The sequence below is a fragment of the Caldicellulosiruptor kronotskyensis 2002 genome (genome assembly GCF_000166775.1).
Taxonomy (GTDB): Bacteria; Bacillota; Thermoanaerobacteria; order Caldicellulosiruptorales; family Caldicellulosiruptoraceae; genus Caldicellulosiruptor; species Caldicellulosiruptor kronotskyensis.
In genome coordinates this window covers 2,383,564-2,408,957 of record NC_014720.1, presented here as the reverse complement: position 1 = coordinate 2,408,957, position 25,394 = coordinate 2,383,564, and the positions used below count along the sequence as shown (strand labels likewise).

Annotated in this window: 24 protein-coding genes and 1 tRNA gene; 21 read left to right on the top strand and 4 right to left on the bottom strand. The window is 34.0% G+C overall.

Translation table 11 applies throughout. The features are described 5' to 3' along the window. Positions 1-51: 51 nt before the first annotated feature. The gene (locus CALKRO_RS11145) at positions 52-678 is read right to left on the bottom strand and encodes a manganese efflux pump (RefSeq protein WP_013431113.1); all 627 of its coding nucleotides are present in this window, start codon (positions 676-678) and stop codon (positions 52-54) included. A 160-nt stretch (positions 679-838) separates the two neighbouring features. Here CALKRO_RS11145 and CALKRO_RS11140 point away from each other — a divergent pair, with 160 nt between their 5' ends. The 15 genes from CALKRO_RS11140 to rimI all read left to right on the top strand — a co-directional run bounded on the left by CALKRO_RS11140 (position 839) and on the right by rimI (position 14,123). Next, positions 839-1,381: a sigma-70 family RNA polymerase sigma factor gene (locus CALKRO_RS11140; protein ID WP_013431112.1), complete on the top strand. Its 543-nt coding sequence runs from the start codon at positions 839-841 to the stop codon at positions 1,379-1,381. Then, positions 1,374-2,762, top strand: coding sequence for a hypothetical protein (locus tag CALKRO_RS11135; RefSeq protein ID WP_013431111.1), 1,389 nt, complete (start codon positions 1,374-1,376; stop codon positions 2,760-2,762). The genes CALKRO_RS11140 and CALKRO_RS11135 overlap by 8 nt, the downstream gene beginning before the upstream one ends. Before the next feature lie 52 nt (positions 2,763-2,814). Further along, positions 2,815-3,123: an STAS domain-containing protein gene (locus tag CALKRO_RS11130; RefSeq protein ID WP_013431110.1), complete on the top strand. Its 309-nt coding sequence runs from the start codon at positions 2,815-2,817 to the stop codon at positions 3,121-3,123. Between the two features lie 17 nt (positions 3,124-3,140). Then, positions 3,141-3,497 carry an ATP-binding protein gene (locus CALKRO_RS11125; RefSeq protein WP_013431109.1) on the top strand — a complete coding sequence of 119 codons (357 nt, stop codon included), beginning with the start codon at positions 3,141-3,143 and terminating at the stop codon, positions 3,495-3,497. Positions 3,498-3,501: 4 nt separating this feature from the next. Then, a complete protein-coding gene (locus tag CALKRO_RS11120; RefSeq protein WP_013431108.1) occupies positions 3,502-4,272 on the top strand; it encodes a SigB/SigF/SigG family RNA polymerase sigma factor in 771 nt (256 codons plus the stop codon). A 159-nt stretch (positions 4,273-4,431) separates the two neighbouring features. Next, positions 4,432-7,905, top strand: coding sequence for an Ig-like domain-containing protein (locus tag CALKRO_RS11115; protein WP_013431107.1), 3,474 nt, complete (start codon positions 4,432-4,434; stop codon positions 7,903-7,905). Positions 7,906-8,227: 322 nt separating this feature from the next. Beyond that, positions 8,228-8,407 carry a hypothetical protein gene (locus tag CALKRO_RS13620; protein WP_041741748.1) on the top strand — a complete coding sequence of 60 codons (180 nt, stop codon included), beginning with the start codon at positions 8,228-8,230 and terminating at the stop codon, positions 8,405-8,407. Then, positions 8,407-8,625, top strand: coding sequence for a hypothetical protein (locus tag CALKRO_RS11105; protein ID WP_049775624.1), 219 nt, complete (start codon positions 8,407-8,409; stop codon positions 8,623-8,625). Before CALKRO_RS13620 ends, CALKRO_RS11105 begins: the two co-directional genes overlap by 1 nt. Positions 8,626-8,711: 86 nt before the next feature. Then, a complete protein-coding gene (gene queD, locus CALKRO_RS11100; RefSeq protein ID WP_013431106.1) occupies positions 8,712-9,074 on the top strand; it encodes a 6-carboxytetrahydropterin synthase QueD in 363 nt (120 codons plus the stop codon). Beyond that, complete coding sequence (gene folE2 / locus CALKRO_RS11095; protein WP_013431105.1) at positions 9,071-9,841, top strand: GTP cyclohydrolase FolE2; 771 nt, start codon at positions 9,071-9,073, stop codon at positions 9,839-9,841. The genes queD and folE2 overlap by 4 nt, the downstream gene beginning before the upstream one ends. A 61-nt stretch (positions 9,842-9,902) precedes the next feature. Then, positions 9,903-11,342 (top strand): hypothetical protein, encoded by a 1,440-nt coding sequence (locus CALKRO_RS11090; RefSeq protein WP_013431104.1) that lies wholly within the window; start codon positions 9,903-9,905, stop codon positions 11,340-11,342. Between the two features lie 35 nt (positions 11,343-11,377). Continuing rightward, positions 11,378-12,544, top strand: coding sequence for an amidohydrolase (locus tag CALKRO_RS11085; protein WP_013431103.1), 1,167 nt, complete (start codon positions 11,378-11,380; stop codon positions 12,542-12,544). A gap of 19 nt (positions 12,545-12,563) precedes the next feature. Then, positions 12,564-13,037: a tRNA (adenosine(37)-N6)-threonylcarbamoyltransferase complex ATPase subunit type 1 TsaE gene (gene tsaE, locus CALKRO_RS11080; RefSeq protein WP_013431102.1), complete on the top strand. Its 474-nt coding sequence runs from the start codon at positions 12,564-12,566 to the stop codon at positions 13,035-13,037. Beyond that, a complete protein-coding gene (gene tsaB, locus CALKRO_RS11075) occupies positions 13,018-13,683 on the top strand; it encodes a tRNA (adenosine(37)-N6)-threonylcarbamoyltransferase complex dimerization subunit type 1 TsaB (protein ID WP_013431101.1) in 666 nt (221 codons plus the stop codon). Before tsaE ends, tsaB begins: the two co-directional genes overlap by 20 nt. Beyond that, positions 13,680-14,123 carry a ribosomal protein S18-alanine N-acetyltransferase gene (gene rimI / locus CALKRO_RS11070; RefSeq protein WP_013431100.1) on the top strand — a complete coding sequence of 148 codons (444 nt, stop codon included), beginning with the start codon at positions 13,680-13,682 and terminating at the stop codon, positions 14,121-14,123. The genes tsaB and rimI overlap by 4 nt, the downstream gene beginning before the upstream one ends. A 13-nt stretch (positions 14,124-14,136) precedes the next feature. On the opposite strand, the gene CALKRO_RS11065 is transcribed toward rimI, so the two are convergent. After that, a complete protein-coding gene (locus CALKRO_RS11065; RefSeq protein WP_013431099.1) occupies positions 14,137-15,786 on the bottom strand; it encodes a putative bifunctional diguanylate cyclase/phosphodiesterase in 1,650 nt (549 codons plus the stop codon). A 189-nt stretch (positions 15,787-15,975) separates the two neighbouring features. On the opposite strand from CALKRO_RS11065, the gene pulA reads away from it, so the two are divergent. Continuing rightward, positions 15,976-18,453, top strand: coding sequence for a type I pullulanase (pulA, locus tag CALKRO_RS11060; protein ID WP_013431098.1), 2,478 nt, complete (start codon positions 15,976-15,978; stop codon positions 18,451-18,453). 74 nt (positions 18,454-18,527) lie between these two features. Here the strand turns inward: pulA and CALKRO_RS11055 are convergent, their stop codons facing one another. Then, positions 18,528-19,673, bottom strand: coding sequence for a DUF58 domain-containing protein (locus tag CALKRO_RS11055; protein ID WP_013431097.1), 1,146 nt, complete (start codon positions 19,671-19,673; stop codon positions 18,528-18,530). Between the two features lie 228 nt (positions 19,674-19,901). Between CALKRO_RS11055 and CALKRO_RS11050 the strand changes: the two genes are divergently transcribed. The 5 genes from CALKRO_RS11050 to CALKRO_RS11030 all read left to right on the top strand — a co-directional run bounded on the left by CALKRO_RS11050 (position 19,902) and on the right by CALKRO_RS11030 (position 23,980). Further along, a tRNA-Leu gene (locus CALKRO_RS11050) sits at positions 19,902-19,989 on the top strand. Positions 19,990-20,125: 136 nt separating this feature from the next. Then, entirely contained in the window at positions 20,126-20,887 is a 762-nt protein-coding gene (locus CALKRO_RS11045) for a response regulator (RefSeq protein ID WP_013431096.1), read from the top strand. Continuing rightward, the gene (locus CALKRO_RS11040) at positions 20,877-22,112 is read left to right on the top strand and encodes a HEAT repeat domain-containing protein (protein ID WP_013431095.1); all 1,236 of its coding nucleotides are present in this window, start codon (positions 20,877-20,879) and stop codon (positions 22,110-22,112) included. The genes CALKRO_RS11045 and CALKRO_RS11040 overlap by 11 nt, the downstream gene beginning before the upstream one ends. Continuing rightward, positions 22,100-23,494 (top strand): glycosyltransferase family 2 protein, encoded by a 1,395-nt coding sequence (locus CALKRO_RS11035; protein ID WP_013431094.1) that lies wholly within the window; start codon positions 22,100-22,102, stop codon positions 23,492-23,494. The genes CALKRO_RS11040 and CALKRO_RS11035 overlap by 13 nt, the downstream gene beginning before the upstream one ends. Before the next feature lie 69 nt (positions 23,495-23,563). After that, on the top strand, positions 23,564-23,980 hold the full coding sequence (locus CALKRO_RS11030) for a bacteriohemerythrin (protein ID WP_013431093.1): 417 nt from the start codon (positions 23,564-23,566) through the stop codon (positions 23,978-23,980). A 59-nt stretch (positions 23,981-24,039) separates the two neighbouring features. Here CALKRO_RS11030 and CALKRO_RS11025 read toward each other — a convergent pair whose 3' ends face one another. Then, complete coding sequence (locus tag CALKRO_RS11025; protein WP_013431092.1) at positions 24,040-25,305, bottom strand: hypothetical protein; 1,266 nt, start codon at positions 25,303-25,305, stop codon at positions 24,040-24,042. Positions 25,306-25,394 lie beyond the last annotated feature (89 nt).

The window sequence follows — 25,394 nt, the reverse complement described above, 5'->3', positions numbered from 1 at the left end:
AGAGGCCGTGGTCTTGTTTTTGAACAGGACTTTTCAGCCTCTTTGTCTTTTTTAAAATAGGTTGTAAATTCCAAGAATAATTAAAACAATTCCGGGGATGTAATTGGCAATAATTGATTTTTTGAAGGGTTTAAAAAAGTAGGCAAAGACATTTCCTACAGAGATAGCTATAAATTGAAATACTGGTATAAGAAGTATTTGATATATATTTGCAAGGTTTGAAAGACCCAATGAGAATGAAGCAGAAAGGCTATCAAACGAAAGCGCAAGAGCGACTAAGAGAGCTTCTGCAGGTTCAATTGACCCTGAACTATCAATGTCGGATAGTCCAGGTTCTTTTATGATTTTTATAGTAAGTCCGATCGATTTTAAAGAGAGGTTAACAAGTGTCTTGGGTAAAGGGCTGTTGTTCTTTTCAATAAGTGTTCTAATTACAAATACTATGCCGATTATTATCATAAAAATAGCGCCCAAGTGTGAAGAAAGTTGAGGTTCAAGAAATTTACCACAGCCTTTTCCCATGAAAAATGAAATTATGGTGATACTCATAGATGTAAAAAAGATGATTAACTTTGACTTTGTAAGAATTTTAATTCCTTTTGCAGCAAATGCAACTCCAAAGAAGAGTGCGTCAAGGTTAAGCGACAAAATCACCACGAAGATCTGGTATATATTCATTCTAAAATGTGTGCACCTGCCACCTTTTAGTCTTTATTATTATACGAACAACAAGTTATTTTGGTAACGAAACAAAATTTTTGCTTTTCGCGTTATAATAAATATAGTAAAATTTTAGGTGTGTGATAAAAAATAAGCAAGAGGGGAATAAAAGTAGACAATGGATGAAAGAGAATTGGTGGAAAAAGCAAAGAAAGATAAGAAATACTTTGAAAAGTTATATGAGATGTATTTCGACAAGATTTACTCTTACATATACTATAGAACCTTCAACCATCTTATTACAGAAGACCTGACAAGCGAAACCTTTATAAAAGTGCTGAGGTCACTTGACAGGTTTGAATGGAAAGAAAATGGTTCTTTTTCAGCATGGATATTCCGTATTGCCCAGAATGTTGTAAATGACTATTACAGGAACAAAAAAGAATTTGTTGATATTGAAAAAATTTCAGACAGTACATGGATGAAAAATCCAGAGGATGAGCTTTTAGATAAAGTTGAGAAAGATATAATTAAAAGTGCACTTAAAAAGCTTACAAAGGACCAGCAGGAAGTTGTGATTCTGCGGTACGGTGCTAACATGAAATTTCATGAGATTGCAAAGATAAAAAACAAATCCGATGTAGCTGTTAGAGCCCTATTTTTCAGAGCAATACATTCGCTCAAAGAAATGCTTTTAAAAGAGGTGCATGAAAGTGAATGATGAAAAACTTGACAAAATTTTTGAAGAGGCTTTTAAAGTTGAATATCGCAAAGAATTTAAACAAGAGCTGAAAGATTTGTTGTTAAAAGAATATGATAAGAGAAAAAAAGGAAGATTTTTCTTTAGGATATCAACAGTTGTTGCAGCATGTATAATTTTAGCTATTGTTGTTTTTGGGGCTGTTAAATTTGATTTGATGAGATTGAATATTCAGGACACCTCGTTTGTAAAGACGGAGATGGAAAGAGTTTTCCAACAGCAGGATACAAGTACAAGACAAGAGACAGAGCAGAATGATAACAATAGCAAAAATAGCAATCTTTTTACCAAGCAAGAGACTTTACAAAAAAGTGATAATCTTGGGAAAAGTCAGACGCAGAGCACAGAGCAAAAGCAAACTTCAAATGATGATAAAAGGATGAGCAGTGACAGTAAAGGGACATTTGTAACATCATTTTCAACAAAATCAGAGTCTGAAAAATCTTCTGAAGTTACAAAAAAATCAAGTTCTACTATAAATGGAAACAAAAATAATACAGACAAAAAAGTTCAAAATTCAAGTGTATCTTTGCAGAATGCTGAAAACTCCAAAATTGTTAAAAGTGATTTTGAAAGTAAAACAAAGCAGAGTATAGAGAAAGATTCTGATTCAAATTCTAAAAATGAAAGTTCAGATACATCCGTAATTGTTACAAAACAGAGTAAAGAAGTTGAAAAAGAAAAGCAAGATATGATAGTAAAAGTGCAAGAAGAGAATGTTTTGGAAAGTGTTTATGTTTTAAAAGAGGAGGAACTTAAAATAGACAAAGAACATGTTTTGGATATTTTATCAACCATTGTGTCATCTGGTGTGTATGAAAAAGTGTATTTTACTCCCCAAAATATTGTTCAAGCTGATGTCTATGATGGTTATTTAAATTTTGTGGTAGCCAAAAGAGATATACAGGTTTCAATTTACCGTTTCTCAGAGTACAAAGAACAAGAAGAAGTTTTAAAGAGTGTTTATAATAAGACTGACCTTATTTTACAAAAACTTGGTATAAAGGATTACAAAATATCTGTCTTTCCCAAAGAGGAGGGCTACAGGGCGGAGGTTGTCTTTTATTTTAACGGATACAGGATATTTGATGTGGACAGTTTTATTGATTATTCAAACAATGCAGATGTTATTGGTGGTAGGATTTATCTTAAAAACTTTTCAAAATTTAAAAGTATGAAAATAATAGATGTAAAAACGGCTGTAAAAGAATTTGAAAAAAGATATAACCTTAAAGATGTAGAACCATCTGATATTGATATTGTATATAGGAAAACAGGAGAACTTTTTATTCCAGTATATATTTACATTTATGAAAACAAAATATACTGGTTGGAAAAGTAGATTTTAAAATGGTATAATAAGATATACAAAAATATTTACGGAGGTTTTTGTTATGAACCTTGATTTAAAAGAGAAAATTTCTGAAAATGGTGTTGTGATAGAGCTTAAAGGTGAGCTTGACATATTTTCTTCACCAACTTTGAAAGACAAGCTTTATTCATTGATTGATACATCATCAAGTGATGTTATTATTGATATGAACGATGTAAGCTATATAGACTCAACCGGGCTTGGTGTATTTGTAGGTGCTTTGAAAAAATCAAAGCAAAAAGGTACAAATATTGTTCTTAAGAACTTAAAACCCAACGTAAAGAAGGTTTTCACTATCACCGGGCTTGACAAGGTGTTCAGAATTGAATGAGGGGGCAAAAGTCGAATATGGACCAAATTATGTTAACAATTCCGCCAAAAGCTGAATATATTATGGTAGTAAGATTAACACTATCTGGGATAGCAGCGCGAGCAGGCTTTGATTTTGAAACAATAGAAGATTTGAAAATGGCCATATCAGAGGTTTTCAACCTATTTGAAATAGAAAAGCTAAAAGGGAAAATATCTGTGGAGTTTAACATTGCAAGTGAGTTTTTGGACATAAGAATTGATGTGCCCAATGGTGAGCTGAGAGACAACGAGCTTGCAAAGATGATTCTTCAAACTTTAATAGATGAAGCAGAATTTGAAAAAACTGAGGATGGTCATAGAGTAAAACTCAAAAAATATCATCGAGGGGTCTGATTTGATGGTTGATGAAAAAAGGACATTAGAGATTGATGATGAAAAAATTGATAGACTCTTCGAAGAATATCAAAAAACAAAGTCTATTGAACTTAGAAATGAACTTGTAAACAGGTACCTTTATATAGCCGAGATTATAGCAAAAAAGTTTGTTGGAAGAGGAATAGACTATGAAGACCTTTATCAGGTTGCATGTATTGCACTAATAAACGCTGTTGAGAGATTTGAACCCAACAAGGGCTATAAATTCACAAGTTTTGCAACCCCGACCATAATGGGAGAGATAAAAAGATATTTCAGAGATAGAGCTTCAATCATCAGACTTCCAAGGAGAATCTATGAAACTTCTGCCAAGATAAAACTTGCAACAGAAGTGCTTTCAACAAAATTAAAAAGACCACCGAAGGTAGAAGAGATTGCTCAGCATCTTAACATGAGTACTGAAGAAGTTTTAGAGGTAATGGAAGCATCTAACAACTATCTTCCCCAGTCTTTGGACCAGACCATGTATGAGGATGAAGAGATGACGCTTGGAGATGTTCTTGGCAAGAGCGATGAAAACATCTTGCAGGTGGAAAATGTTGAAGCTGTAAAAAAGGCGATTGAAAGGCTTTCGCCTTTTGAGAGAGAGTTTGTTCAAAAGCGGTTTTTTGAAGAGAAGACTCAAAAGGAAATTGCTGAGGAGATGAACGTTTCGCAGATGTACATTTCACGCCTTGAGAAAAAGGTGCTAAAAAAATTAAAGGATTTCATTGAAGAGAAAAAAGAAGAATAAGCAAACATACAAGACTGCCGTTGTAGGCAAAAACCAATTTTTTCTGCGCGGCAGTCTTTTTTATCATCCTTTTTCTAAACATTTTCCAAAAAACATGATATAATACCTTATATAAATGCTGTGAAGAAATGCAAATATTGATCAAAGGAGAGAATAGCAATGAATAAAAGTTGGGGTAAGAAACTTTTTGCCTTTTTGAGCTTACTGAGTTTATTATTAAGCTTTTTGGTAAATACTTCATTTTCTCAAAACCTTTCATACTATCAGCAAGCAGCACAGGTTTTAAAGGAAAAAGGAATAATGACAGGTGACACAAAAGGAAATTTGAATCTTGACAAACCTCTCAAACGTTCAGAGATTTCCAAAATGATTATCATGCTGCTTGGCAAAAAGCCTTTAGCTGATTTTTATGCAAATCAGAAAAAGTCTTCTTTTAAAGATGTTAAGACAAATTACTGGGGACTTGGCTACATAGAAGCTGCAAAAGCAATAGGATTGATTTCAGGGTATACAGATGGTACTTTCAAGCCAGAGCAATACTTAAAAGTTGAGGAGTTAACTGCCATAGTTGTAAGGGCACTTGGTGTGAAGGAGGGAGAACTCAAAGGCAAGTGGCCACTAAATTATATCCAAAAAGCATATTCGATGAACATTTTTTATGGGATAGAATCCGAGATTGAGATAGGAAAGCTTGTCACAAGAGGGCAGACGGCAGCTATACTTTACAATGCGTTTTTGAATGAAAGTCTGAAAGCTGCAAAACCTGTCGGGCTTGAAATAATTGATATGCAAACTTTAAAGGTGACATTTGATAAGGAGCTTTCTTCAATTGTTAAATCTGACTTTTCGTTTGATGGAGGACTTTATGTTTTGGATGCAAAGTTTGCAGACTCAAGCAAAAGGGTTGTTGAGATAAAAACATCTTTGCAGCAAGAGGGGAAAGAGTACACGCTTTTTTACAAAGGGCAAGCTACAACTTTAAAGTTTGTGGCAAAGACAATACCTTTTTCACTTGCAGAGGATATCAAAATAGAGAGTTTAAAGAAAGTGAATTTGAAGTTTACAAAGGCCATTTCAAAAAGCCAGCAGGATAACCTGCCAATAAAAATCTATGTCAATGGCAAAGAAGTTACAGATGTAAAAAAGATCATTTCAATAGATTTTAAAACTGTGAGTATAATCTTCCAAAACAAATTAAATCAAACTGACAAATTGATGGTTGAGATTTCAAACCTTCTTTCAGAAACAGGCCAGAGCTTAAGCACAACAAAAGAGTTAACAGTTATTGATGCAACCCAGCCAAAGGTTGTGGATTTTAGGCTCATTAACAGCAAAAAGTTTAAAGTTATCTTCACTGAGCCTATGAATATTGATTCTGCAAATGCTTACAAGGTATGTGATTTATCTTCGGTTGGAGCAAATATCAGAATTGACTCAAATTATGTGTATGCAAAAGTTACACCAAAACATCAAGAGAATGCTATTGATATTGAACTTTTATATCCTCTTGCTGATGGGAATCACATAATTGAAATAACAGAAGCGAAAGACTTTGCAGGATATAAAGCTCCTGACTTTAGAGCAACATTTACAACAGTGCTTGAAAAAAATCCACCAAAGCTTGTGTCCTTAGAACTTGTTTCAAATAATCAAATAAGGCTTGTATTTGATGAAGAGATAAGAAGCTTAGATGGTTTGATTCCAACAGGTGAGTATGAGGTTTATCAAGCACAGGACAGTACTAACCATGCAATTGGCGCAAAAATAACACTTCTTTCAGATGAAAAAACAATTGACATTCAGTTAAATCCACAATTGAAGCTTGATAGCAGGGCACTTGTTTCATTTGAAGTGAGGTTCCGATACGTTGAAGACCTTCTTGGCAACAAGGTATCAGATTGGGTATCAGTAACATCCAAAGCTCAGGATGATACTACAAAACCGTCAGTCAAAAGTATCGAAGTCTTGGATGGGAATATTATAAAAGTAACATTTACTGAAAACGTAAATGCTACTGATAAGGTTCAAAGCTTTTCCCTTCTTTCAGGAGATGGCACACAAATAGTGGAAGCTTATGCAAAAAGCGTAAAACCGCTTAAGGAGGAAGATAATTCAACATTTGCTGTTGAGTTTTCGACACTTGCAGCAATAAATGGTGGAAGATATACTTTGAAGATTTCAGGCATCTGTGATACATCTGTAAGAGAAAATGTTATGGACAGCAGCACATATGCAATAGATGCAAAAGACACACTTGCACCAACCATAACTGCTGCAATTGCCAAGTATGATTCTTCTTCGGATGTAGACAAAATAGACATATTTTTCTCAGAACCTATGGATGTTGAAAAATTAAAAAATTTGAGCAGTTATTTTGTAGGGGCATCAAGTGCAACAATTCCACTTTCGAGCGTAAAAGGAGCAAAAATTGATTATATCTCACCAAACGGCGACAGAATCACCCTTTTAATTCCAGGGGCAGACGATTCAACGCCTGGCAGATGGAGTCAATCTGGAGCTGTAGTTGACAAATTGGCAGCTCCTACCCTCACTGACAAAGCAGACAACTTTATAGCAAATGCTACAATTGCAATGCCGGTTTCTGTGTCGGCAAACTTTAGAGGAATATCTGCGCAAGACATAGAAATTGTTGCTATTGATAAAAACACAATTGAGCTTAAGGCTTTGAATGGATACATCTTTGCATCGTTTGACCCTGCAGCGATAATGTTCAGAAACGCATATTCGACTTCAAGTTTAAATGGAAATCCTGACAACGATAAAGTGGTTAGCCTTGGAATTGTAAGTTATACAATTTCTCAAGATAAAAAGACCATTACTTTAAAAACATCAATTTCTTTGACCTCAAGCGCTATGGCTGATACAAATGATTCCGGTCAAGATGCTGAACAGCTGAAAATATTTACAGTAAATTCGAATATAAAAGACCAGTTTGAACAGAGCCTTGTAATTCCGCCAACACTTGATATTAACTTTTATCCGTCGATATTACTCAAAGACAAAATTTCTCCACAGCAGACAGGGGTTTCTGTTGGAAGTGGAAATCAATCAGACACAATAGCTATTACATTTGATGAACCAGTTTTTGCCTTGCCAGGTATAAATAATACAGTTTTGGCTGCAGGAATTGAGCTAAAGGTTGGAGGTACTACTTTAATTCCTGATGTTGACTACACAGCTTACATCCAAAACGGTATAGTTTATGTGAAAGTCAAAAAGCCGGGGATTGTGGATAGCAAGGTAAGCTTGGAGATAAAAAGACCAGATTTAATAGTAGATAACAATGGAAATCCTTCTATTGTCTTGAAAGCTCAAACTGTTGAGCATGTGACAGAAAGGACTTCACCTGATGTCACAGCAGAGTTTTCTTCGACTGATACAAGAAAAGTCAAACTCATATTTTCTGAACCTATGGATGCTTCAACACTAATTGCTCAAAACTTCTCATGCGTTGCAGGCGGCAGCATTGTAAACTTTGTAAAGTCTTCTGACAACAGAGTTGTTGAAATCACATTCACAAACCCGCTTCCAGCAGGAAGCATTGTGAATATATCACCGAATGTCAAGGACTTGGCTGGAAATTCAGTGTCAGTTCAGGCTGTGAGAAAATAGTATAAAGAATTTGGAATAATAAATTTTGAAAGTAATTGATATATATGGGGTGATTTGTGATGATAATAGATGCGGATAAGATAATTCCTGATGTAGATAAATATATAAAAATAATAGAATAAGAAATTATTTTAGAAAAAATGGTCAAAAAATTGCAAAAATTATTCCAATCAAGAAAAGAAGAAAAAAGAAAAAATCTCAAGAGGAAATTCTCAATGTAATCAAGGAGTTAGCAGGAATTGCAAAGGAACTTAATATGGATGCAGACTCGATAAGAGAGGAGAGAATTTTAGGAAAAGACAAAGGTTGTAATTGAACTAATGTGGTGTTAGATTGGATACTTGGAAGAGAGTCATTTAAGTATGCTGCAGAGAAAATGTTTGAGATTATAGCATTGAGAGAAGATATAAAAGCATATATAACTTCAAACAGTGTTACTGATATATTCTACATTGCTAAGAAGATATTAAAGAGGAGAAAATTGGAAAATTATTACTCATAATGTTTAAAAAAATTGATATTGTGAGTGTTTTAAAAAGTGATATAATAAAATCATTAAAGACATTAAAGAGCGGGTATAAAGACTTGGAAGATGCCCTGCAAATATTTTGTTCAAAGAGAGTACATGCGGATTATTTTGTTACCCGTGATGAAGGCATACAAAGTGTTGATATAAAAATAAATACTCCAAAAGAGTTCATTCACATCTTTTCTGCTTAAGAACTTTAAAAGAGGCTGTATTTTGGGTCTTGAAGAACAGCCTCTTAAATTTTTTCGTTAGCTTTCATAAAAGGGAGGATTTAATCATGCTTCTTAAAAAAATTTTCAAATTTGATGCAGCGCATAATCTTACAAAGTACAATGGAAAATGTGAAAACCTTCACGGGCACACATACAAGCTTGCTGTCACAGTAGAAGGAAAACCCGATAACCAAGACATGGTGATAGACTTTATGCTTTTAAAGAAGATTGTACAGGATGAAGTGATTGACATCTTAGACCATGCGTATATAAATGACATTATTGAAAATCCTACTGCTGAGAACATTGCAAAGTGGATATGGGAAAAACTGAGCAAAAAAATAGAAGAACAAGGCGTCAAGCTTTATGAAATTGAAGTGTGGGAGACAGAGGACAGTAGCGTCATATACAGGGGTGAAGATGAATGATTGATGTTCAGAGCCAGAAAGACCTTCGTGGTATCAGTATTCAAAAAGTTGGAATAAAGGATTTAAACTGGCCAATTGTTGTAATGGATAGAGAAAACAAAACTCAGACAACAATTGCAAAAATCATCGCTGCAGCAGAGCTAAAAGGTGATATCAGAGGCACGCACATGTCCAGGTTCATTGAAGCGATAGATGAGCTGAAAGTTGTGGGACCTAAGGAGATAGAAAAGCTTTTGGATAGAATAAAAGAGAAGCTGAATTCAGAAAAAGCCTATATAAGGTTTGATTTTCCCTACTTTATCAACAAAAGAACACCTGTGACAGCAACGCTTTCTCCACTTAAAGTTGACTGTTATTTTGAAGCTGAAAAAGACCAGAAATTTGACCTTAAAGTGGGTGTGATTGTTCCTGTTCACACTCTGTGTCCATGCTCAAAAGAAATTTCGGAGTATGGAGCTCACAACCAGAGAGCTTATGTGACGATAGAAGTGAGGATGAAAAAATTTATGTGGATTGAGGAACTTGTTGAGATTGCAGAAGCTTCTGCGTCATGCCCTCTTTATTCTATTTTAAAAAGACCTGACGAAAAATGGGTAACAGAGAGAGCTTACCAGAACCCTCGCTTTGTTGAAGATCTTTTGAGAGAGGTTGTTTTGAAAATAAAGGAAGACAATAGAATAAAGTGGTATAAGGTTTTTGTTGAGTCAATTGAGAGTATTCACAACCACAATGCCTTTGCGTATATTGAAGGTGAAATAACAAAATGATACAATTAAAGTAACAATCTGCTTTGAAAAAGCGAGGGAAGGTTTTAAAAAACCGATTGTTATGAAAATTAAGATCTATACAAAAAGACTTGGAATAAGCATTGCAGCGTTTGTATTTGGAATTTTGTTTATAATCCTTTTAATCAGAAATTTTACGGTCAAAAATACACCATCCCAAAATGACAACATAACCTATATAAAAAATATGTTTGAACTGAAAAATGCAAAGCTTGTTGAGGACAACATTATCATTGAAAAGTTACCGGATGATACCTTTATGTTCAAATATCTTTTTGAAGACACAAAATCAAAATATGAAATATATATGAAAGAAGACCAGTCAATAGTTTTTTTTAAGAAATTGACTCCCTCAGATACAGTTAACAGATTTTCGATAAGTGATGTAAAAGCAAAAGCTTTCAAGCTTTTGTATAAATTTGCGCCGTATACAAAAGGGAATGTTGAGATTGAAGTAGCGTCAATGCCAAACGCTTATGTTTGTGTTTTTAATCGATACGAAGGAGACAAAAAGGTTTTAGGAAACTGGGCAACAGTTGTACTTAACAGAGATAATGGTGAACTTTTAGAATTTAATATAAACTGGTATATAGATATTAACTTCAAAAGTGCAGCCAAAAAAGGAAATGAAGAGAGCAAAATTTTGAGTAGCATAAAGGTTGTACCTGTTTTGAGTAGTGATTCTTTTTTAAAATATACAACAATGAACAATATACTTGGATTAAAGGATGTCTACTATGACTTTGTCGATGGTAAGGTGTATCCACAAATTAATCTACCTACAAACACTTTAAGCATTCGGTATTACAATAGCTATGTTGATTATGCTCAAAAAAGAGCCAAGGTTGACTACGTAAAGCTGAAATTTGGAAAAATTTTAGATCTGCTTTCTTCTCAGGCAAGACATATTTCTTTTTCTGCTTCTGAATTTAGTGTATCTTCAGGTGGAGAATACTCATACACTAAAAAAAGTTTTTTTGGCACTGTAAGTATAACTGCTGACAAGTACGGGAATATATTAAAAGCCATGGCTAATTTAAAATCATCTGGTGAAATAAAAAAGGTTGACTCTAAGATTTTAAATGACAAAGCAGAACAGATTATGCAGCTGCTTGTTGGCAAATACGTTGTAGCTAAATCTTATATATTTGAAAATGACAATCAACACACTGTAAGTTATAAACTCTATATAGGAAATGCCTACATAATGAATGGAAAACTTGAAATTACATTTGATAAACTTTCTGGCGAGGTCTTAAAACTTGATTTTGATTTAGGCATAAGACCAGAATTTATGGAAAAGGTGAAAACTCTAAAAAGTACATCTGAGTATATAAATCTTATAAAATCAAGTGGATTTGAAGAGGTTTATGTTTTGACAAAAGAATATGGGAAAGTATATCTTTACCAGAAACCTGTTGAGGCGCACTTAGCGCTAAAACCCAAATTTGATATGACATATCTTATGCATGCAACCAAATAATCTTGCAATACATTTAAAGGAGGAAAATCAAGGATATGGACATCATAATAAAAAATGCAAAAATCTATACAATGGATGAGAAAGGAATACTTGAAAAAGGCGATATTTTGATAAAAGATGGGAAAATAGCACTAATTGATGAGAATATACATAGTCAAGATGCTCATGTAATAGATGCAACAGGCAGGCTTGTCTTTCCAGGGTTTATAGATGCGCACTCACACATAGGAATGTGGGAAGACTCTGTCGGGTTTGAAGGAGCTGATGGGAACGAAGACTCAGACCCTGTCACGCCACACTTAAGAGCAATTGATGCTATAAATCCATTTGACAGAAGTTTTGAAGAAGCAATTGAAGGTGGCGTTACATGTGTTGCAACAGGGCCAGGAAGTGCCAATGTGATAGGTGGGCAGTTTTGTGTCATCAAAACTTTTGGCAAGAGAATTGACAAGATGGTTGTGAAAGAACCTGCTGCAATGAAGGTTGCTTTCGGTGAAAATCCCAAAAGCGTTTATCACGAAAAACACCAGATGCCTCAAACACGCATGGCAACTGCTGCAATCTTAAGAGAGGCACTTTTTAAGGCAAGAGAGTACTTAAATAAAAAGCTTGAGGCTCAGCAGGATGAGGAAAAAGATATGCCAGAGTTTGATATGAAAAGTGAAAGCCTTATAAAGGTTTTAACAAAAGAAATTCCGCTGAAAGCACATGCTCACAGAGCAGATGACATATTCACGGCAATAAGGATTGCCAGAGAATTTGATGTGAATCTCACTCTCGACCATGTCACAGACGGATATTTGATTGTGGATGAGCTAAAACAAGAAAATATTCCATGTATTGTTGGACCAAACCTTACTGATAGGTCAAAGGTTGAGCTTAAAAACCTTGATTTCAAAAATCCAGGAATACTTTCTAAAGAAGGCATTCTTGTTGCTATTATGACTGACCATCCTGTCATTCCGCAAAAATATCTTGTTTTATGTAGCGCGCTTGCGTGCAAGAGCGGAATGGATGAGATAGAGGCTCTAAAAGCAATTACTATAAACCCTGCAAAGATTTTAGGAATTGATAACAGAGTTGGGAGTATAAGGGAAGGCAAAGATGCTGATATTGTAATATACAAAGGTCATCCTTTTGATATATTTTCCGAGGTTGAATATGTCTTGATTGATGGCAAAGTTGTATATCATCGCAAATAAAAAGGGGAAACTATGAAAAATGAAGGAGATAATGTCTTATTCGTATGATGAGACAGTTTCGATTGGATATAACATTGGAAGAAATCTTTTCAAAGGTGCAATTGTTACCTTAGAAGGAGAACTTGGTAGCGGAAAAACTGCACTAACATCTGGAATTGCTAAGGCTTTTGGGATTGAAGATATTTCAAGTCCAACGTTTACTATATTTCATGTGTATGAAGGAAAAGATGGCATTTTAATTTATCATTTTGACATTTACAGAATTGAAGAGACAGAGCTTGAGGATATAGGGTATGAGGAGTATTTTTATGGTGATGGTATAGTGATAATTGAATGGGCTGATAAGTTAAAAAGGCTTCATCCCAAAGAATATTTAAAGGTTGAGATTCAGAAGATAGATGAGGATATTCGAAAAATATTGATAACAGGTGTTGGGGAAAAGTACAAAAATGTTGAGGATGTGATAGAAAAAGATGAAGATATTGGCGATTGAGACGTCTGGCAAGGTTGCAAGCGCTGCTTTGCTGGCAGATTACAAGGTGATTTCTGAGATAGTTCTTAACACAAAACTTGTTCACTCTGTGATGTTAATCGATTTAATTGATCAGGTATTAAAAAATGCATCAATTCAAATAGAAGATGTTGACCTATTTGCAGCATCGGTAGGACCTGGTTCTTTTACTGGGCTCAGAATAGGTGTTTCAACAATAAAAGGTTTTTGCTATGCTACTTCAAAGCCATGTATAGGTGTTGATACTTTGATGGCTCTTTGCTATAACTTCTGGGCTTGTTCGGATTTTTTAATGCCCGTTTTAGATGCAAAGTCACAAAAGGTATTTACTGGAATTTTCAGATTCGAGGAGGACAAACTCAAAACATACCATCCAACTTCGATACTTGATATTGAAGAAGCAAAAGAACTTGCAAAAAAATATAACCCCATTTTGCTTGGTGAGGGTTTGGATATTTATGATTTTTCTGAATTTAGAATTTCGCCTAAGTTTTTGCAATATCAAAAAGCATCAAATGTTGGAGTTTTAGCTTATGAAATTGCCCAAGAAGGCAAGATTTGTTCGCACTTTGACCTTGTTCCCATTTATCTAAAAAAGTCATATGCAGAGAGGGAACAAAATATATGATAAAAGGTAGAGTAAGAAGAATGGCAGAAAAAGACATTGATATGGTGCATGAGATAGAAATTTTATCGTTTTCTGTGCCATGGAGCAGAGAAAGCTTTGAATATGAGCTTAAAAATGAGTTTGCTATATATTATGTATATGAAGAAGATGGCAGAGTATGGGGTTTTGCAGGAATGCACCATATTGTGGATGAAGGTCATATTACAAATATTGCTGTACATCCTCAAAAAAGAGGGCAGGGGATAGGAAAACTTCTTCTTTCTGCCCTCATTTCATATGCAAAAGAAAATGGTTTGGTTGGTCTCACACTTGAGGTAAGAAGCAAAAACCATGTTGCTATTTCGCTTTACAAGAGCTTTGGATTTGTCCAGGAGGGTATAAGAAAAAATTACTATTCTAATCCCCCGGATGATGCCATAATTATGTGGCTGTGGCTTTAGAATTTTATACTATTCAAAACCTCTTTGCAAACTCTATAAATTGGTCTTTTGGAAGAGGTTTTCCAAACAAATATCCCTGTCCGAAATCACACTTAAATGCTTTTAGTATCTCAGCCTGCTGACTATCCTCAATACCTTCTGCTACAACCTTTAAATCTAAGATGTGAGAAAGGTCAATCAGGCTTTTGGCTATTTTTTGTTCTTTTGTGTCAGTGCTCATATTGGCTATGAAACTTCTATCAATTTTAACAACATCAATGGGAAGCTGTTTTAGATAGTTTAAAGAAGAGTAGCCTGTTCCAAAGTCGTCAAGAAAAACTTTAATACCTTTTTCTTTTAAAGTATTGAGTGACTTTATGGTATTTTGAGGGTCTGCCATTGCAACTGATTCAGTAATCTCTATTCCCAAGGAATTTGAGTCTCCTTTTAAGGCTTCAATTGTATGAAGTACGTTACCAACAAAATTTGCGCTTGAAAACTCTCTTAAAGACGCATTGAAAGAAATATAAAAGTTGTGATTTGTTACATCTCTGATGCTCTTCAAATCCGATATGACCTTTGCCAATACCCATTGACCAATTTGTGATATGAGCCCTGTCTGCTCAGCAATTGGAATAAAAGACATGGGCGGTATAAGCCCCTTTTGTGGATGTATCCAGCGAATAAGTGCTTCTGCTCCACATATCTGCATTTTTTCGAGGTCCACAATAGGCTGATAATACAAAACGAACTGGTCTTTTTCAATCGCCTTTTTTAAATCTGATTCGAATTCAAGCCTCTGTTGAAGTATATTATCCATTTCCAGGTTGTAAAAACAAAAAGTATTTTTACCTTTTTCTTTTGCAAGTTTTAAAGCTTTGTCGGCGTTTTTCAAAAGTGATATCCCATCCTGCCCATCTGAAGGATATATAGCAATCCCCATACTTGGTGTAATGTTAAAATTATATTCCATTATTTCCCATGATATTGAAAATAAATTAAAAATTTTATAGATAAAGTAATTCAAGACGTTAAAATCAAGAAAATTATAAATTATTATTCCAAACTCATCTCCTGTTAGTCTTGCAACAAACCCGTTATTACCCACCGCTTCTTTAAGCCTTTGCGCAATTTCTTTTAAAACAACGTCACCAGTCGCATGACCAAGAGTATTATTAATTTTACTGAAATTATCAATATCGATACACATCAGAGCAAGTTGCTGCCCTTTGAAATGAGCATCCCTGATAGCCTTTTCGAGAGCTAACATAAAATGATTTCTATTTGGCAGATTAGTTAGCTGGTCAAAGTAAGCAAGCTCTTTTATCTTTTCTTGATTTTTTGCAAGTTTTTTGTACTGGATAACAAGCTTTTCCTGTGTTTTAGAAAGTTCATCATTTGTCTTTTGAAGTTCTTCGATAGCATTTTGGAGCTTATTTTCGGAAAGGTAAAGCGAATAGATTTTTTTGCGAATCATAAAATACAAAAGGCTTGCAGTGATAAGCACAAAGAGCCAGCCTTTAATTACTGAAATGAAAGTAACAAGCTCTTTTTTAGCAAAGAAAATTGTTGTTAGCATATCAGAGATTAAAATCCAAATTGCGCTCACAACTGCATATATTATTGATATTTTAGCTGCATAATTATTTGCTTTACAGTTTAAGTCTTTATTTTTTTCAGACATTTTTTAATCACCACTGAATATGTAGAAGATTTTTTTCTCATATTATATACCCAGAAAAAATAGACTAAAAACATCTTTTACATATGTATTCTTAAGCTACAATTTTTTTTACTTTAAAAAAGGGTATAAATGATATATAATTTCAGAATATTGCATATCCTATTCTTTAGAAAAAGATAGGTGGTTTTAATGTTAGTGAGAGCATATATAGATGATTTTAACGAAATAGTTGTAGTACTTTCCCAAATGGTTCACCCTGTAAAGAAAGAAGATTTTAAAGTGTTTCTGAATGAAGAAGAAATAAACATAGAAAAAATAGACAAGGTAATTCCTCACTCTGACAATCCAGTTGAAGCAGAAGCAAGAGGTTATGAAATATGCGAACAAAAAGGAAAGATAAGGTTTGTTTTAAAAGAAGGACATTTTGACTATCATAGAAAACCATACAAAAAACCAGTTTTCGTAATTGGTGAAATGAACGACTGGCAAATTTCACCTGAGTGGGAGATGACATACTCTAAATTGAGAGGCAGATATGAGCTTATAAAGGATTTAAAAGAAATAAAGATAGGACAAAAATTTAAATTTGCAGAAGGTGCGAGCCAAAAACTTTGGTATCCACCAGGATTTGGTAACGATATTGTTATAACTGAATACTTTAACAGAGAAACGGCTTTTACAAATATAATAAGAATTACCACCTCAAATAGATTATTGCCAAATTTAAAATACAAGGTTGTCTATAAATCAGAGCATATCTGGGCAAGACCAAGAGAAATTCTAACAAGGCCTGAGTTTTTTTACCCAGGTGAGCTTGGAATAAAGTATGAGCCATACGGCACTTACTTTAAACTGTGGGCACCCACAGCATACAAAGTAAAGGTTAAGGTATATGATGAGAGTGAAAATTTCAGGTTCGAAAAAGAGATGGCACGTTCTGAGAATGGTACATGGAACATATATCTTACAGGAGACTTGAAAAACCACTACTATCTTTATGAGGTTTGGCATTACAATTATGATGAAGACGAAGGGTTTATTGTGTATGAGGTTCCTGACCCTTACTCGAAAGCTTCTTCCTCAAACTCTCAAAAATCTTTCATATTTGACCCAGCAGATACTATTATTGAAGGCTGGCAGCAGGATGAGTTTGTGAAAACGATAGAAAAACAACAAGATGCTATCATTTACGAGATGCATGTGCGAGACTTTACAATTGATGAAACCTCAGGTGTAGATGAAAAGTTTAGAGGAAAGTTTTTAGGTCTTTGTCAGAAGAGTTTTTACAAAGAAAAGTTTTCAACAGGGCTTTTACATTTAAAAGAGCTTGGAATTACACATATTCATCTTCTTCCTATTTCTGATTTTGGGAGTGTTGATGATAAAAATCCTGATAAAAAATACAACTGGGGATATGACCCTGTTTTGTATCAATGTCCTGAGTACTGGTATTCAACAAAAAGTGGTAGAATTGAGGCTTTAAAAGAACTTAAGACCATGATTAAAACTTTGCACCAAAACGGCATAGGTGTTGTGATGGATGTTGTTTTCAACCACACGTACCATATAAAAGGTGGCAAGTTCTCTATTTTTGACAAAATTGTTCCCGGCTATTTTTACAGAATAGATGACTATGGCGACTATTCAAACGCAACAGGCTGTGGTAATGAGATTGCGACAGAAAAGCCAATGGTCCGAAAGTTTATACTTGATACAATTATATACTGGACAGAAGATTTTCACATAGATGGCTTTAGATTTGACTTAATGGGGCTTATTGATACACTTACCATGAGAATGATTGCAAAAGAAGTGCGCAAGCGAAATCCGTATGCCCTTATTTATGGTGAAGGATGGGTGATGGGAGATAGTGTGTGCCTTTTAGAAGAGAGGGCAACAATTGAGTCAACAGCGCACCATGGATATTCCATTGGACTTTTTAACGATAGAATAAGAGATAGTATAAGAGGTGACCTTGACGGATTTAAAACAGGGTATATGCATGGAAATCTTTCTGATGTTGAGAGATTAAAACAAGGTATAAAGGCAGCTATTGACGATTTTGCAAAGGAACCAGATGAATGTGTTAATTATGTTTCATGCCATGATAATTTAACTCTTTTTGACAAGGCACTAAAGACAATGGTTGGCGAAGATATATTCTGGATTGACCGGGTATGCCGCTTGGCGAATTCAATAATTTTAACATCTCAGGGCATTGCGTTTTTGCATGGTGGAGTTGAGTTCAATAGGAGCAAAGGAGGACATCCGAACACATACAATGCAGGGGATAGTATAAACAAGATTGACTGGAGTTTAAAAGAGAAGTTTTATGACACTTTTAAATTTTATTGTGACCTTATAAAACTGCGAAAAGAACATGTGGCGTTTAGAATGCGTTCATCAGGTGAAATAAGAAAATATTTAAAATTCTTGCCAGCACCTGATGGCATTGTGGTTTTTTTGATTTCGTATCCCTATGATGCATGGAAAAAAATAATTGTTGCATATAATCCTTTTAAAGAAAAGAAGGTAATTACACTTCCTGAAGGAGTATGGAAGATAAAAGCAAATGATGGTATAATATTTTCAGAAGAAAATGAACTGGAAGCAATAGGCAGTTTTGAAATTTCACCTGTCAGTCTTTTTATAGCATATCAGAAATAAAATCTTTTTGAACTTACTCAAAGAATTCAAGCCGCAGGTACAATAAAAAAGAAGAACCTGCCTGCGGCTATTATTTAAGTTCTAACATTTTCTAAAAGATGCTGTTTTGCCAGAAAAATTCTTACATTTTCTGATTCTAATTTGAAAGGTTTTTCATCATATTCAAGAAGAATAATAGTAAACTTAACTCCGAGTGAGGAATAAAGAAGGATAGAGTTTTCCATCTCCTTGTTAACAAAAGAAGTTATTATAAAAAGCTCACGAAAGTTGTAACTTCTTAAAACTTGATAAAGAAAAGCTTCAAAGTATTCGTTTACCTGAATTTTAATGTGTGCAAGTGTTTCGAGAATTTTTAAAAGCTGATTTGAATCTTGTGATGGCAGCAAGATTTCAAGCGGCTCAAGAGTCTCTTCATCTATGCCATTGCAAACAAAACCAACTGGAATGTGATTATCTAAGCATTCTTTTGTCAGGCTTGCTGCAATCTTTATTCCAAGTTCGATTGCGTTTTTGTTGAAAACCTCTTTTCTTTCATACTCTGAACTTTGGACATTTAAAAGTATTAAAGCATCACCTGACGAGGTGTATTCATACTTGTTTACCATCAAAGTATTATATTTTGCAGTTGCGTTCCAGTTTATTCTGTTGAAAGAGTCAAAAGACTGATACTCTCTTATCCCTGCAAAGTGAAATATATCTTCATAATAATGCCTTTTTACCACAACTTCGCCTGAGAGGCTTGAACGGGGCAGAAGGTGTTTTTTCAGGTCCAAAAATGCAGGGTAAATGGTAATATTGGAATTTACATAGTAACACCTGTCATCCATTGAAAGACCGAAAAGGTCACCAGTGACAAGATAAATTTTGTCAAGCTTATAAAACCCTCTTTTTGTTGCAACAAATTTATGACGCCTAATTATTTGCTGGTAAGGTAGAAGAAAGAAAATGCTGATGTACCTTAATTTATCTCCCACTACATAATTTTTTGCATTTTCCATGAAAAATGATGCTGATACTTCAAATTCGGATTTTACCCATGGAAGTGGCAGAGCTTTACCGTTGTAAATTCTTTCAACAATATGAATCTCATCACCTTCAGTTTTTTTATTTTCTTCAAAGTAGATTTCATACTCAACGTTTTTTAGTCCAAATTTTTTAGTAACGAAAAAATTTAGAGCAAATAATAAAGAGCATATTATAAACAGCCAAAAGGTTTCCATACAAATAACCTCTCGCTTTTTTTAAATTTTATTTCTATTATATCCTAACCATTTGAATATTAAAATTAGAAATTTTCACTTTTAGACCCTTGACTTTTTACCTTGAAAGAAGATAAAATGAAGTTAGTAATTCAGTCTACCGGCAGAATTTTATCAAAATCTTCGGCTTTGACAATCTCAAAAATTTATGATATAATCAATCTTGCTTAAAATTCAAAAAGAAAATGTGCCGAAGTGGTGGAACTGGCAGACGCGCCGGACTCAAAATCCGGTGGCCGCTGAGGCCGTGCGGGTTCGACTCCCGCCTTCGGCACCAGAAGAGAAAAAAGTAAAAAACCCCTTTTTAGACCTTTTAATGGTTTTAAAAAAGGGGTTTTTATTTTTGCTGTTTTTAAATAAAAAATAAGGGGTAATAAAGAATTAAGATGGTACTAAACATGGGAGAACAATATATGATAGTTAAAAATGTGTTGATTGCAGATGAAAATGAATACATAAGAAAAGCAATAATTGAAAAGTTTGAAAATTCTTTTGATTCAGTACATCACTTTGTATTTTTTGAGGCTGCTGATGGTGAAGAAGCTTTGAACAAAATTGGTGAGAACAGTATTCATGTTGCAATAATTGATACAAACTTGCCTAAAATTAGTGGATTTGAAGTTTTGAGAACTATCAAAAAAAGTTCTGTTAAAGCTCACATTCCAGTAATTTTGCTCAGTAGCAATATTCATCGTGCAACAAGAGCAAAGGCATACGAGCTTGGAGCTATTGGAGTTATTCCAAAGCCTTTTTCAACTTTAGAAGTTTACAATATGGTAAGGTCACTTTTGTACACTCAAGATGAATATTTACATATTAATGAAGTTGTACATCTTATTTCTTTTTTGAATGAAATGGCAAATGAACATATCATTGTAGTTCCCAAAATTATAGATGAATTTTTATCAGAATATTTTGTTTCATATCACTTCTTGGCTTTAAATGATACTACAAAAGAGGTGATTTATAACAGAGGTTTTGATGAATATGAAATTAAAAAGGTTATTGGCTGTTTAAATGATGAGGACAGAATAAATTCAAGCAGTTATTCGATTATAAAACTTAACAATAAGGAAGAAACTTATTACTTTATATTCAAAATTCTGAATGATAATAAAAGATTAATTCTTCTAAAGAAAGTTTTAGAACTTTGGAGTGAATTAAATGATAGATAATATAAATTTTGTTATCTTGTGTGTTATTATTATTGTTATTCTTTTAGTTATAACTTCGGGAGTTGTTTTTTTATACAAAGTTATTAATAGTATCCGTCAAGAAAAAATAAAGCAGATTTTTAAAAATAACAGTGAAAATGTCTATGATGTGATAACAGGAAAGAAAAATGTTATTGATTCTTCAAACATTTACATTCTGAGTGATGTTATAAATATATATTATTCATGGGTAAATGGAGAAGAAAAAAAACAGCTATATATAGCTTTAAAGAAATTGAACTTTTTTGATATTGCTATTAAGATGGTTCAAAAAGGGAATAAAGTTCAAAAACTTAGGTTTGCAAAAGTTATTAGTATAGTGGGCGAAGAAGATGAGCTAAAAACGCTTTTAAAAATTAGCATTAAAGAGCCGTATCTGATAGATACAACTGCCGAAGCCATTTTCAAAAACATAGATGAGATACAGAATTTAAATGTTTTTAAACCTTATTTAAAAACTATTTTTTTAAACATTGATAAATATACAGATTCGGTTAGAAGAAGAATAGAATTTTTTGCAGTTTATGGTGGCGAAAAAATAAAAGATATAATTTTATACGTGATAAAAGAAAACCCGTCGGATAAAGTTCTGATATCATGTTTGAATATATTTTCAGAGATTGCGGCATTAGAAGATTTAGAACACATTGATTTTCTTATAAATCATCCATCACCAGAAGTCAGATCAGCTTTCTGCAGAGTAATTGAAAAAGTAGGATGTAGAAACTGCAAAGAAAAACTTGAAACTCTGATAAAAAACGAAAAGATAAATTTTGTGAAGTTACGAGCCTTAAGGGCGTTGAGCAATGTTTCACCTAAGGGTTCTTTAAAATATTTACTTGCCTCCCTTGAAGATGACTGGTTCTACATGAGAGACTTTGCAAGAAAGATGCTATCTGAGTTTGGACCAGTTATTTTAAATGATCTTCTAAAATTTTACTATACAACAAATGATAAATTTGCAAGGGACAAAATAAGAGAAGTTTTTTATAGTCCAGTGAATTTTGATTATATTATCAAGAGTGCTTTGAATTACAGAAATGAACAGGAGAAAGATTTAGCTTTAGAAATAATTAAAATACTTAAATCGTCTAACCCCCACTGTTTTTATCAAAGAATGAAAGATGAAGGATTTGAATATCTTATAACCGAGAAAGAGGTAGTGAATAACGAATGCGACATATAATAAACTGGTTTTCATGGTTTGTATCTTATTATGTTTTAGTTTTGAATACTATTTATGCTATTTTAATTTTAATATCTTTTTTTGGTATTGTTAGTTACTGGAGAAATAAGATAAAAGGAAGGATTGTGGAGATTGTCTCATCAGACTTTGCACCACCTGTATCACTGCTGGTACCGGCATACAATGAAGAAGAAACAATAGCAAAATCTGTAAAATCTTTTTTGCAGATTGAATATCCAGAATATGAAGTAGTAGTAATTAATGATGGGTCAAAAGATGGGACATTGGATGTATTAAAAAACGAATTTGACCTTTACATTGTAGATAGGAAATTTAGAAAGATTTTGTCAACAAAAGAGATAAAGGCCATATACTATTCCAAAAAGTATTCAAATTTAATTGTAGTGGATAAAGAAAATGGGGGAAAAGCTGATGCTCTCAATGCAGGGATAAACGTATGTACATACCCATATGTTTGTTCACTTGATGCCGATTCAATTTTAGAAAGAGATTCAATAGCCAAGGTTATGCAACCATTTTTTGATAACCCTTATGAAGTTGTAGCCACAACGGGTATTGTTAGGATTGTAAATGGATCCGAATTGGATTCCTTTGGCAATATAAAAAAATTAAAGCTACCAAGTTCAAGTCTTGCAAGATTTCAGATAATAGAATACTTGAGAGCTTTTTTGGGTGCGAGAAAAGGTCTTTCTATGATAGGAAGTCTTGTTATTGCATCTGGAGCCTTTGCAGCATTTAATAAAAATGCTATTATAAAGGTTGGAGGGTTTTCTGATAGAACTGTTGGCGAGGATATGGAGATTGTTGTAAAGCTCAGAAAAAACTCTTATAAAGAAGGCGCACTGGGAAGAGTTGAATTTGTACCAGATCCGATTGTATGGACTCAATGTCCAGAGACTTTAAAAGACCTTTCAAAACAAAGAAGAAGATGGCAAAGAGGTCTTTGCCAAGTTATTTTCATGCACAAAGATATTCTATTTAATCCTAAGTATGGCATATTAGGTCTTTTTGCTATGCCATATCAGCTTATGTTTGAACTATTGGGGCCATTCGTGGAGATGTTGGGTTATATTTTTATACCTATATCGTATTTTGCTCACATAATCAATTTAGAAGTGGCCTTATTTTTCTTTGCAGTTGAGATAATGTACGGAATAGTTATTTCGATTTTAGCAGTTCTTCTTGGAGAATTTTCTGATAGAAAATATGAAGGGTGGAGAGAGTTCGGTATACTTGTATTGTTTGCGATATTAGAAAATTTTGGCTACAGACAGATGACAGTGTTATTCAGAATTGTTGGTACATTTGAAGCTATACTTAGAAAGAAAGGTTGGGCAAAGCCTGAGAGAAAGAAGTTATAATGTGTTACTTTTTAATTAATTGGGGTATATAATATTTGAATATAACTTCAATTTGAAAGGAGTGAAATAATGCCGCAAATAGAGTGGCTTGACCAGTACTCTGTTGGAGTTGAGTCAATAGACAATCAGCACAAAGAGCTTTTTGAAAGAATAAATAGACTTTTGGATGCTTGTGCTCAGGGTGAGGGGAAGAAGGTATTGCCAGAAGTTTTAGACTTTTTAGGTGATTATGTTGTTTTTCATTTTTCAACTGAGGAAAAATACATGAAAGAGTATCTGTACCCAGAGTATCTATATCATAAAAAAGAACATGACAACTTTGTTGAAAACTACAAAAAGTTTCGAGAGGAGATAGAGAAGGAAGGAGCAGGAGTTGCAGCAGTTATAAAGACAAACAGACTTGTTGTTGACTGGCTCAAAAATCATATCCTTGGAACAGATAGAAAACTTGGAGCTTTTTTGAAAGAAAAGATGCAATCAAAATAGATGAAAGGTTTCGGAAATTGCAAAAAGCTGTCCACCGCAACGGTAGACAGCTTTTTTATTTATATGCTAACAAGCTTTTTCTGCTTTGTTCTTCCAATTGAGCTATTGTCTTCTTTTCTATTTCTCAAGCTTTCAACTGGGTGTGGAGCCATCTCCCACCTGTAATCTTCACCTTTTACCGTTTTGTGCTTATCAATCACCACATGGCTTGCAACCAAATTTATATCATGGTTCACTTTATTCTGGAACCAGAAAAACGTATGATTTTCTGGTAGATCATTTACATTTTTTAAATCCTCTTTGTCAGCAGTTATTTCAACCATCTGTGAAATAACTTTGCGTACATATTCACGCGTATCATGGAACAGCAAAAGATTTGGGAACTGCCCACCCGGGATAACTTCATACCAAGATTTGTTCTCATATTTTTGCAAAAGTTCTGCAGCTTTATGAAGATGGGCAATTTCAGCATCAAGGTGCATCTCCCATATAGATTTTACATTTGGGTCAACCTCAGATTCATAGAATGAGTAATACAGATAGCATTCGGTGTATTCATGCAAAAGAAGACTTTCGAACCATGTGAGTCTCGGGTCAATCAACGAACCATACTGGGTTACGTGTTCTTCTTCCACTAAGGCTATTTCTAAGTAGAGCTGTCTTCCAAGGTCGTTGTAATAGGTGTTACCAATGTTGTTATAAAAATTCATTGTCTGCTGCTCACCGGCTGTTATGATGAAAATGTTTAACTTTGTTCTAATATCTGCTTTTTTAAAATCAACGCATCTGCTGACAGTATCATAAGGATGTCTGTGATGGGCAATTGTCGGCCGACCAGGGATGATTTCAACATAGTTTTTTACCAGATTGTTTGCTGGGATATTCGAGTCCATGTCAAGAAGGTTTGCATAGCGGTAAAGATGGTCAAAATCTTCAAGCAAAATAAAATCAAGAGTTTGTTTAACATAAGGGTCAGGTTCGTTTTGAGCAAGCCAAGCGGTAAGGTCTACAGCCACATGCTCATATCCTATTGTAGTTTCAAGAGGTGTCTCATCAATTGGCTTTAACCAGTTGATGTGTTTTTGTTGCATTTGCTCAATTCTTCTCATCATTGCTAAATCGCGTCTTACGTTGTTGTCTATACAATGGCGGTGAAACTGATGGAAAAACATCGAGGCTTCAACTTCAATCCCGTTCATGAGAATTATTCTTGTCTTTGTATAAGGGTCAACTTCATTTTTGCAGTACGACTTGGGGTATATTGTTTTCCAGTCCATAAGAAAATTTTCAATCGGCTTTGGCTTTTCTTCAAACGGGTTGAACAATTTTTTTAAACCTCCTTTTGATTGAATGTCTTATGAACAGTAGCTTTTAGATTTTCAATATATATTTTCTCTAAGACTTTATGAAATTA

Bases quoted from the DNA above. Each gene is read 5' to 3' on its own strand.
- tsaB (WP_013431101.1), top strand. From the start codon at position 13,018: ATGAAGATATTGGCGATTGAGACGTCTGGCAAGGTTGCAAGCGCTGCT.
- CALKRO_RS11105 (WP_049775624.1), top strand. From the start codon at position 8,407: ATGTTTAAAAAAATTGATATTGTGAGTGTTTTAAAAAGTGATATAATA.
- CALKRO_RS11090 (WP_013431104.1), top strand. From the start codon at position 9,903: ATGAAAATTAAGATCTATACAAAAAGACTTGGAATAAGCATTGCAGCG.
- CALKRO_RS11140 (WP_013431112.1), top strand. From the start codon at position 839: ATGGATGAAAGAGAATTGGTGGAAAAAGCAAAGAAAGATAAGAAATAC.
- CALKRO_RS11030 (WP_013431093.1), top strand. From the start codon at position 23,564: ATGCCGCAAATAGAGTGGCTTGACCAGTACTCTGTTGGAGTTGAGTCA.
- CALKRO_RS11085 (WP_013431103.1), top strand. From the start codon at position 11,378: ATGGACATCATAATAAAAAATGCAAAAATCTATACAATGGATGAGAAA.
- CALKRO_RS11130 (WP_013431110.1), top strand. From the start codon at position 2,815: ATGAACCTTGATTTAAAAGAGAAAATTTCTGAAAATGGTGTTGTGATA.
- CALKRO_RS11040 (WP_013431095.1), top strand. From the start codon at position 20,877: ATGATAGATAATATAAATTTTGTTATCTTGTGTGTTATTATTATTGTT.
- CALKRO_RS11035 (WP_013431094.1), top strand. From the start codon at position 22,100: ATGCGACATATAATAAACTGGTTTTCATGGTTTGTATCTTATTATGTT.
- CALKRO_RS11065 (WP_013431099.1), bottom strand. From the start codon at position 15,786: ATGTCTGAAAAAAATAAAGACTTAAACTGTAAAGCAAATAATTATGCA.
- CALKRO_RS11055 (WP_013431097.1), bottom strand. From the start codon at position 19,673: ATGGAAACCTTTTGGCTGTTTATAATATGCTCTTTATTATTTGCTCTA.
- CALKRO_RS11120 (WP_013431108.1), top strand. From the start codon at position 3,502: ATGGTTGATGAAAAAAGGACATTAGAGATTGATGATGAAAAAATTGAT.
- rimI (WP_013431100.1), top strand. From the start codon at position 13,680: ATGATAAAAGGTAGAGTAAGAAGAATGGCAGAAAAAGACATTGATATG.
- queD (WP_013431106.1), top strand. From the start codon at position 8,712: ATGCTTCTTAAAAAAATTTTCAAATTTGATGCAGCGCATAATCTTACA.
- tsaE (WP_013431102.1), top strand. From the start codon at position 12,564: ATGAAGGAGATAATGTCTTATTCGTATGATGAGACAGTTTCGATTGGA.
- CALKRO_RS11125 (WP_013431109.1), top strand. From the start codon at position 3,141: ATGGACCAAATTATGTTAACAATTCCGCCAAAAGCTGAATATATTATG.
- folE2 (WP_013431105.1), top strand. From the start codon at position 9,071: ATGATTGATGTTCAGAGCCAGAAAGACCTTCGTGGTATCAGTATTCAA.
- CALKRO_RS11045 (WP_013431096.1), top strand. From the start codon at position 20,126: ATGATAGTTAAAAATGTGTTGATTGCAGATGAAAATGAATACATAAGA.
- pulA (WP_013431098.1), top strand. From the start codon at position 15,976: ATGTTAGTGAGAGCATATATAGATGATTTTAACGAAATAGTTGTAGTA.
- CALKRO_RS11145 (WP_013431113.1), bottom strand. From the start codon at position 678: ATGAATATATACCAGATCTTCGTGGTGATTTTGTCGCTTAACCTTGAC.
- CALKRO_RS11115 (WP_013431107.1), top strand. From the start codon at position 4,432: ATGAATAAAAGTTGGGGTAAGAAACTTTTTGCCTTTTTGAGCTTACTG.